This is a genomic window from Streptomyces sp. NPDC040545 (genome assembly GCF_055595065.1).
In genome coordinates this window covers 20617-27542 of sequence record NZ_JBVIWA010000039.1, presented here as the reverse complement: position 1 = coordinate 27542, position 6926 = coordinate 20617, and the positions used below count along the sequence as shown (strand labels likewise).

The window sequence follows — 6926 nt, the reverse complement described above, 5'->3', positions numbered from 1 at the left end:
GCGAACTTCTGCACGGTGCTTCTCCTTCATCAGCGGCTGCGCCCTGTGCGCCCCGCGGTTTCTGATGAACGAAAAGCTACGTTGCGTTCGATGTTTTGGCAACGGACTCGTTGCGCTGAAAATATATCTATGCAGGTCAGAGTGAAGATTTCATTGCAATGGTTTCGTGCTTAACGCAACACGCCGCATCCAATTCGTTGCAATGAAATGGAAGTGAACGCTATAGTGGGGGACACCACGGACCACGAAGGAGACCGCGATGCCGGGAGGCAGGCTCAATCAGCAGGAACGCCAGCAGATCGCGCTGGGACTGGCCGACGACCTCGCCTACGCGGAGATCGCCAGGCGTCTCGACCGTCCGACCTCGACGATCTCGCGCGAGGTGATGCGCAACGGCGGACCCAACGCCTACCGGGCCGACCTGGCCCATCGCGCCACCGAACGCCGCGCGCAGCGGCGCAGCCAGGCCGCACCCCGGGGACCGGAGGCGATCCCGCAGGCCCACGGGCGCGATCCCGAGGCGGTGCGCGAGTTCGAGGACGTGTTCACCGACGTCCTCATCCAGGCGGGTACGCCCAAGATGATGGCCCGGGTGATGTCCTGCCTCTACATCACGGACACGGGCAGCCTCACCGCGTCCGAACTCGTCCAGCGCCTCCAGGTCAGCCCGGCGTCCATCTCCAAGGCGATCACGTTCCTGGAGGGCCAGGGCCTCGTCCGCAGGGAACGCGACGAACGCCGCCGCGAGCGCTACTTCGTCGACGACGACGTCTGGTACCAGGCGACGATCGCCAGCGCCCGCGCCAACGCCCAGATCATAGAAACCGCGCGCCAGGGCGTCAGCATCCTCGGACCCGACACCCCGGCCGCCAACCGCCTGGAGAACATCGCCCGCTTCATGGACTTCGTCTCCGAAGGCATCACCCGCGCCGCGGAACAGGCGCGCGAGGTCCTCCACACGAAGCCGGGCACGCCCCCGGCGACGCCCCCGGGCGACACTCCTTAGAGGGCCGTGGCGATCAGGCCGTGCGGCCCGCCGCGGCCTCGATCACCTCGTCCAGCACCTCGCGGGAGCGGATCAGATCGCCGATCATCCGGTCGATCCGCTCCCGTTCCGTGGCCAGTTCGGCCACCAGCGCCGGGGTGGCGCGCACCGACGGGCCGCCGTCCTCGTCCCGCATGCAGGGCAGGATCTGCGCGATCTTCGCGCTGTGCAGGCCGGCCGCGTACAGCTCCTGGATCCGGATGACCCGGTCGACCGCCCGCTCGGGGAATTCCCGGTGACCGCCGGGCGTCCGGTCCGAAGCGAGCAGGCCCTGCTGCTCGTAGTAGCGCAGCGAACGCTCACCGACCCCGGTGCGCGCTGCCAGTTCACCGATCCGCATGCCCCACCCCAGCTCTTGAACCTGACACAAGTGTCAGCTTTTACGGTACCGGCATGACGCAGACACAGCACGGTCCCGCCGCCTCCCGCCTCTTCGAATCCGCCCGCCTCGGCGGCCTGGAACTGCCCAGCCGCCTGGTGATGGCCCCGCTGACCCGCAACCGCGCCGGGGCCGACGGCGTCCCCGGTGAACTCATGGCCACGTACTACGCGCAGCGCGCCTCGGCCGGCCTGATCATCGCCGAGGCCAGCACCCCGAACGCCGCCGGGCAGACCTACCCGCACATCCCCGGCATCCACACCCCGGAGCAGATCGCCGGCTGGCGCCGGGTCACCGGGGCCGTGCGGGCCGTCGGCGGCGGTGAGATGTTCCTCCAGCTCCAGCACGGCGGCCGGGTCGGCCACCCCGAGACCAGCGGGCAGGTCCCGCTCGCCCCGTCCGCGGTGCCGTTCCCCGAGCAGCTGCACACCCCCGGCGGCCTCCGGGACGGCGTCGTACCGCGCGCGATGACCGCCGAAGACATCCGGTCCACGGTGGCCGACTTCGCGAACGCGGCCCGCAGCGCCGTCGAGGCGGGCTTCGCCGGGGTGGAGGTGCACTCCGCTAACGGCCACCTGCTGCACCAGTTCCTCGCGCGCAACACCAATCGCCGTACCGACGAGTGGGGCGGCTCCGTCGAGAACCGCATCCGGTTCACCGTCGAGGTGGTCCGGGCCGTCGCCGAGGCCATCGGGCCGGAGCGGGTCGGCGTACGCATCTCGCCCGGAGTGAACGTCAACGGGATCGAGGAGGGCGACACCGAGGAGATCTACCCGGCCCTGGTCAAAGCCCTGGCCGAGCCGGCGCCGGTCTACCTGCACCAGGTCCACGCCGACCCCGACCGCCCCGCCTTCGCGCAGATCCGCCGGGAATGGTCCGGCACCCTGATCGCCAACCCGGCACTCTCCCGCGAGGAGGTCGCGGCCGACGGCGGCAAGCGGCGCGGTGAACGCCTCCTGGCCGAGGGCGCCGATCTCGTGGCACTGGGCCGGGGCTTCCTCGCCAACCCCGACTTCGTCGAGCGACTGCGCACGGGCGCGCCGCTCAACGAGATCCGCCCGGAGTTCCTGATGCACGTACAGGGCGCGGAGGGCTACACCGACTACCCCGTCCTCGCGCGGACGGCCTACGCGGAGACGGCAGCCTGACCCCAGGTGCGGGAGCAGAGCACCAGCCGGTAGCCGTCGGGGTCGGCGACCGTGACCCCCCACTCGTCCCAGTACGGGTTGTGGGCGGCGACACGGGTTCCGCCGTGCTCGACCAGGCGCTGGACGAGGGCCTCGTCGGGGGCCTCGCCGAGATAGACCACGAACAGGTCGTCGACGGTGGGCGCGGGCAGGATCGGGTTCGAGTCGTCACGGGTGAGTTCGAAGTGCCAGCCGCCCCCGGCCGGTCCGACCATCAGCAGGTCGTGCTCCCCGGCCACGCTCTCGGCGCTCCGCCACTGCACCTGCAGCCCCAGCCCGTCGACGTAGAACCTCTCGGCGGCCGCCAGGTCGAGGGAGGGCCGGGCGACGCGGACATGAGTATGTGAATTGATCATGCCCGCCAGCGTACGAAATCCCGCCGGGGCAGGGGTGGTTCGGCTACCTGCCGCACGGCCGACCCGCCGGCCGGGGGTCCCGTGTGGCGGGCCCCGGCCGACGTGTGCCGGGCGTCAGGCGCCCAGGTGGGCCGCCTTGACCCACTCCTTCTCGCCCTCGGCCGCGCAGTTGTCGGCGTACAGGGGGCCGATCTTCGCCGGGATGCCGGCGAAGGAGGAGCAGTTGGACGCGAAGGCCTTGTGGCCGCCGGAGAAGTAATCGATGTCGACGCCGTCGTTGGCCAGGGCCGCGCCGGCGCCGCCCAGCAGGATGCCGGCAGCCAGGACGGACGCCGTCAGGGCAGAGCGAATACGCATGACACTCTCCTAAGAAGTTCGTTCGACGCGCCGGACAGACGGCACGCGACCGGCTCAACATCACGGAGAGTTCACGGGAAACGGTGTTTCACCCCAATGGCGGTCACCCTCTGTCATTCGGGCGTGCCGCGTCAGGAGCCCGCCGTGACCCCGGCCAGGAAGGCCCCCCAGCTCGCGGCCGCGACGGCCAGCTCGGGACCGGCCGTCACCTTGGAGTCCCGGACGTGGACGACGTCCGCGCAGGCGGCGACCTCGACGCAGTCGTCGCCCTGACTGCCGCTGTACGTGGACTTGTGCCAGGAGAGGGCGACCTCGACGCAGTCGTCGCCGTCGCCGCTGCTGTAACTGCTCTTGAACCACCGCAACGGGGAGCTGTTCACAGGGATCCTCGCAATCGCATCAACAGGCCCGCGCTGTCCGCGGGATTGAGGGCCTGGATGCGAAGTTTGGCATACCGCTGGTGGAGCAGGCTGATGTCTTTCGGGTCGGTGATCACCTGTCCCGACTGCTGTCCCTCTGTGTACCCCAACCACTCGTGCTCATCGGTTTCCAGGAGGCGGAAGGGGCCGTCGGTGCCTGCGTGTTGCGGGCTGACCGTCGGCATGATCTGGATGTCGACGTTGGGGAGCTCCCCGCAATCCAGCAGCCGGTCGATCAGCTCCCGCGTGACCTCCGGGCCGCCCGTCTGCCGCTCGATCAGCGACTGCTCGATGACGAAGCTGAACAGGATGTACGGGATCCGGTACAGCAGTTTCTGGCGTGCCATCCGCACCGCCACCCGGGCGTCGGCCTCCTCGGTGGTCGCCAGGGGCGGGACGTTCTCGATGAGGGCACGGGCGTAGGACTCCGGCTGGAGAAGCCCTGGGACCGACCGGCACTCGTACGTGTTGAGGGTGACGGCCACCGCCTCCAGCTCCGCCCACCGCCGGAACCAGGTCGCCAGGCCCCGCCTCCGCGACAACTGCCGCGCCGCGATGATGATCACGCCGTGCGCGTTCAGCGCCGCGTCGGTCTTGTTGACGAACTTCTGCGAGGGGTGGCGGCGGCCCTGTTCCACCGAGCCGACGTACTGGACCGAGTACCCGACCAGCGGGGCCAGTTGCTCCTGGGTCAGCCCGGCGCGCTTGCGGGAGGCCTTGACCGTCTCGCCGAAGCTGCGCAGGTTGTCATCCGGTTCGACCTCGCCGTCACCGCTGTCGTCGGCACTCACCATGGCGGTCACCTCCGCGAGAAATGTTCACGCACCGTGACTCGCACTGTCCAGGGAGTGAACTCGTACAGTTGGTTTGTACGAGTCCGCTTGGTGTCGAACGACCCTGGCCAGGCGGGATGTTGGTGCCATGACCGCACCTTCCGGCCCCGCCCGGACCCTCGTACGCATGTTCACTCAGCGTTTCAGCTGCACCCGGCGCGGGGCCCGCCTCGCCCGCCAGCTGGCCCTCGTCGAACTCCACGGCTGGGGCATCCCGGAGTCCACCGCGCTCTCCGCCGACGCCGGGCTCCTCGTGGCCGAGCTCGCCGCCAACGCCGTCGTCCACGGGCGCGTGCCCGGGCGGGACTTCGAGCTGCGGATGACCCTGCTGGAGGGGGTCCTGCGCATCGAGGTCTCCGACGCCCGCCGCGACCGCCGCCCCGCCGTGCGGCCGCACGCCTACCAGGCCGAATCCGGCTACGGCCTGCGCATCGTCGACGCCGTCGCCGCCGACTGGGGGGTCATGGACCGGCTGATCGGCAAGACGGTCTGGGCCGAGCTGACGCACCGCGCGGGGGTGCGGCCGTAGCCGCCCCCGCGGCGCTGTCGGTGGTGGCCGCTACCTTGCGATCAGGTGCAGGAACGGGTGAGAGCGGGCAGTGGCGGGGATGGTCGTCGAGTTGGGGTACGCGGAGGGCTGGGACCTGGCGACCCGTACGCCGTGGCGGCCGCTGTCCGCCGAGGCGGCGCGGGAGCGGGACGCGGCCGGCCTGCCGTACGTCGCCGAGTACCGGACACCCGGCCGGGAGGCTCCGCTCGAGGTCAGGCACGTCTCCTGGCAGGAGCACCATGTGGGCCTCTGGGTCTACGACGAGCAGGGCCGCCGCACCCATGAGGTCGACTACCGGCTCCTGGACGGGGACCGGCTGCTGACCCGGCGGACGCGCCGCTGGGGCTACGCCGGATGCCCGGGCTCGCGGCGCCCTGAGCGGCCGGGCCGCCGTTCAGGGGCGCCAGCGGGGCGCCTCGTCGTCCGGGGTGTCCGGGCTGGCGAAGTGGAACGGCACGCCGAGGCGGGCGGCCAGGGCGGTGCCCGCGCGGGTGGCGGCCGCCGCCGAGGGCGGCGAGCGAGTCCAGGTCGAGCGGATCGTCGGGGGTGCGGGCCACCCGGTCGCCGAAGTGCACGTAGCGCAGGTGGACGATCTCCTGGGCCTCCCGCAGGCCGGTGCCCCGGACGAGGCCGGCCTCCCACACCAGCTTGATCGCCTGCATGAGGCCGTCCTGGAGGACGTATCCGTCGGTCTGGGTGCGGATGCCCGCCGGGAGTGCCGTCCACTGGTCCTCGATGTCCCGGTCCACGCCGTCCGCCCCTCGGTTCGTCATGGCGTCATGATCGGCAGGGCGGTGGCGCACCGTCGACGGGTTCTCGGGACCGGCCGGCCCCCCGGCCCCCGGCCCCGTCAGAGGTACTGGGCGAACTCGTCCAGGGTGCGCAGGACTTCCGGCTTCGCGGCCGAGGGGAGCTGCAGGACGACCTCCTCGATGCCGAGGTCGGCGTAGTGGCTCATCTTGCCGGGCGTGGGCCGGACGGCGTACGGGACCACGCGCAGGGCCTTCGGGTCGCGCCCGGCCGTCTCCCAGATCTGGCGCAGCACCGGGAGGGACTCGCCGAGGCCGCCGCCGCCGATGGGGAGCCAGCCGTCGGCATGGTCGGCGATGGCGGCGAAGAGCTTGGGGCCGGCCGCGCCGCCGATCAGGGTGCGCGGGCCGTACAGGGGCACGCCGGGGCCGAGTTCGCGCGGGGCCTGGACGGGCTTCGGGTAGGCGGCGCTGGCCTGGACGGAGCAGTACTGGCCGACGTACGCGGTGGGCTCGGGGGACCACAGGGCGCGCATCAGCGCCATCCGGTCGCGGACCAGGTCGCGGCGGGTGCGCCACTCGACGCCGTGGTCGGCGGCCTCCTCGACGTTCCAGCCGTAGCCGATGCCGAGGGTGAAACGGCCGTGGGAGAGGTGGTCCAGGGTGGCGGCCTGCTTGGCGAGGCCGATCGGGTCGTGCTGGGCGACCAGGGTGATGCCGGTGCCGAGGTGGAGCCGTTCGGTGACGGCGGCGGCCTGGCCGAGGGCGACGAAGGGGTCGAGGGTGCGCCCGTACATCTCGGGGAGGTCCCCGCCCATGGGGGCTGCGGTCTCGCGGCTGACCGGGATGTGGGTGTGCTCCGGGAGGTAGAGGCCGGAGAAGCCGCGCTCTTCGAGGCTGTGGGCCAGCCGGACGGGCGAGATGGTGCGGTCGGTGAGGAAGATGGTCGTGGCGATCCGCATGTGTTCTGGCACCTCCGAGACGTGGGACCCGCCACGGTACGGGCTGGGCCGACGAATGTTGAGGGGGCGTCAGGCGGCGGAGTCGCGGT

10 protein-coding genes are annotated in these 6926 nt (G+C 71.3%); 3 read left to right on the top strand and 7 right to left on the bottom strand.

What is annotated here, in order from left to right; translation table 11 throughout:
• The first annotated feature begins 259 nt into the window (after positions 1–259).
• Positions 260–1006 (top strand): GbsR/MarR family transcriptional regulator, encoded by a 747-nt coding sequence (locus ACZ573_RS37720; protein WP_471313294.1) that lies wholly within the window; start codon positions 260–262, stop codon positions 1004–1006.
• A gap of 13 nt (positions 1007–1019) precedes the next feature.
• On the opposite strand, the gene ACZ573_RS37715 is transcribed toward ACZ573_RS37720, so the two are convergent.
• Positions 1020–1385: a MerR family transcriptional regulator gene (locus ACZ573_RS37715; RefSeq protein ID WP_471313299.1), complete on the bottom strand. Its 366-nt coding sequence runs from the start codon at positions 1383–1385 to the stop codon at positions 1020–1022.
• 53 nt (positions 1386–1438) lie between these two features.
• On the opposite strand from ACZ573_RS37715, the gene ACZ573_RS37710 reads away from it, so the two are divergent.
• Complete coding sequence (locus tag ACZ573_RS37710; protein WP_471313292.1) at positions 1439–2572, top strand: alkene reductase; 1134 nt, start codon at positions 1439–1441, stop codon at positions 2570–2572.
• Here the strand turns inward: ACZ573_RS37710 and ACZ573_RS37705 are convergent.
• The 4 genes from ACZ573_RS37705 to ACZ573_RS37690 form a co-directional block, all read right to left on the bottom strand.
• Positions 2551–2967, bottom strand: a complete 417-nt coding sequence (locus tag ACZ573_RS37705; RefSeq protein ID WP_471313289.1) for a VOC family protein — start codon at positions 2965–2967, stop codon at positions 2551–2553. The genes ACZ573_RS37710 and ACZ573_RS37705 overlap by 22 nt on opposite strands.
• Before the next feature lie 114 nt (positions 2968–3081).
• Complete coding sequence (locus ACZ573_RS37700; RefSeq protein ID WP_471313287.1) at positions 3082–3324, bottom strand: hypothetical protein; 243 nt, start codon at positions 3322–3324, stop codon at positions 3082–3084.
• 131 nt (positions 3325–3455) lie between these two features.
• Positions 3456–3704, bottom strand: a complete 249-nt coding sequence (locus ACZ573_RS37695) for a DUF397 domain-containing protein (protein WP_471313284.1) — start codon at positions 3702–3704, stop codon at positions 3456–3458.
• A complete protein-coding gene (locus tag ACZ573_RS37690) occupies positions 3701–4537 on the bottom strand; it encodes a helix-turn-helix domain-containing protein (RefSeq protein WP_471313282.1) in 837 nt (278 codons plus the stop codon). Before ACZ573_RS37690 ends, ACZ573_RS37695 begins: the two co-directional genes overlap by 4 nt.
• 127 nt (positions 4538–4664) lie before the next feature.
• Here ACZ573_RS37690 and ACZ573_RS37685 point away from each other — a divergent pair, with 127 nt between their 5' ends.
• Positions 4665–5105: an ATP-binding protein gene (locus ACZ573_RS37685; protein ID WP_471313279.1), complete on the top strand. Its 441-nt coding sequence runs from the start codon at positions 4665–4667 to the stop codon at positions 5103–5105.
• 233 nt (positions 5106–5338) lie between these two features.
• On the opposite strand, the gene ACZ573_RS37680 is transcribed toward ACZ573_RS37685, so the two are convergent.
• Both ACZ573_RS37680 and ACZ573_RS37675 read right to left on the bottom strand, forming a co-directional pair.
• A complete protein-coding gene (locus ACZ573_RS37680; protein ID WP_471313277.1) occupies positions 5339–5899 on the bottom strand; it encodes a hypothetical protein in 561 nt (186 codons plus the stop codon).
• Positions 5900–5976: 77 nt separating this feature from the next.
• Positions 5977–6837 (bottom strand): TIGR03619 family F420-dependent LLM class oxidoreductase, encoded by an 861-nt coding sequence (locus ACZ573_RS37675; RefSeq protein ID WP_471313274.1) that lies wholly within the window; start codon positions 6835–6837, stop codon positions 5977–5979.
• Between the last annotated feature and the right edge of the window lie 89 nt (positions 6838–6926).